This window comes from Hyphomonas oceanitis SCH89, from assembly GCF_000685295.1.
GTDB lineage: Bacteria > Pseudomonadota > Alphaproteobacteria > Caulobacterales > Hyphomonadaceae > Hyphomonas > Hyphomonas oceanitis.
The window spans coordinates 1-762 of the sequence record NZ_ARYL01000144.1; the positions used below are offsets into that span (position 1 = coordinate 1).

Sequence of the window (762 nt, forward strand, 5' to 3'; positions counted from 1 at the left end):
CGTAAGCGTCCGGCCTGAGCGCCCTTGATCACTTCTTCGCCGGCCTGGCCTTTGCGAGACTTCCAAACCACAGGCGAACGGTTTGCCGGTCGATATTCTGGGGATCGAACTTCCGGCCATACCAGTTGAGCATTTGATCGTGTTCTTCATGCGAAGGGTCAGAGATGGCCTCGAGGAACATCTCGAATCCATGAGGACCGCCGACATCTTCAGGCGGTGTCCTGTACTCCCCTTCGATGAACCTTGGCAGGCGCGCGCCAGTTTCGGCTTCGAAGACGTCCAGAACATCGATGCGGTGTTCCCAGTTGTCACCGAAGTCATAGGTGTAGAGGAAGCTCTCGCCCTTCATGCTTTTGAGCCGTGTGAGCTTTGCGATGCTGGCCTTGTGGACCTTCATGTCCGGATCGTCGTCAAAGGGCATGCCGTAGCGCTTATCGCCGATCTCGAACTCCCAGAGGTGATAGTCCTGCCAGAGAAACGCGGCCTGGATCGCGTCGTGAAGTTTTTTCAACGACATCGAAAGCGGAACTTCGATCTCGCGCCATGGCGCCGGGTTGAGGTCGTGAAGCGTGATCCGGAGGCGGGCGGCGTCAATCATGCCACGAGATTATCCCGGGCGCTGCGATCGGGGAAGTTCCAGGGCGCGAGATCTGCGACGCGGTTGATCGGATGATCGGCTATCCGGGACAGGATATGCGTGAGCCAGGCTTGTGGATCCACGTCATTGAGCCTGGCGGTCTCGATCAGGGTGTAGGCGATGGC

2 protein-coding genes are annotated in these 762 nt (G+C 58.4%); both read right to left on the reverse strand.

The features are described from left to right. Positions 1 to 28: 28 nt before the first annotated feature. The gene (locus tag HOC_RS20635; protein WP_035542666.1) at positions 29 to 598 is read right to left on the reverse strand and encodes a plasmid pRiA4b ORF-3 family protein; all 570 of its coding nucleotides are present in this window, start codon (positions 596 to 598) and stop codon (positions 29 to 31) included. Then, a partial coding sequence (locus tag HOC_RS22045) for a transposase domain-containing protein (RefSeq protein WP_156950588.1) occupies positions 595 to 762 on the reverse strand: 168 nt, incomplete at its 5' end. The genes HOC_RS22045 and HOC_RS20635, both read right to left, overlap by 4 nt.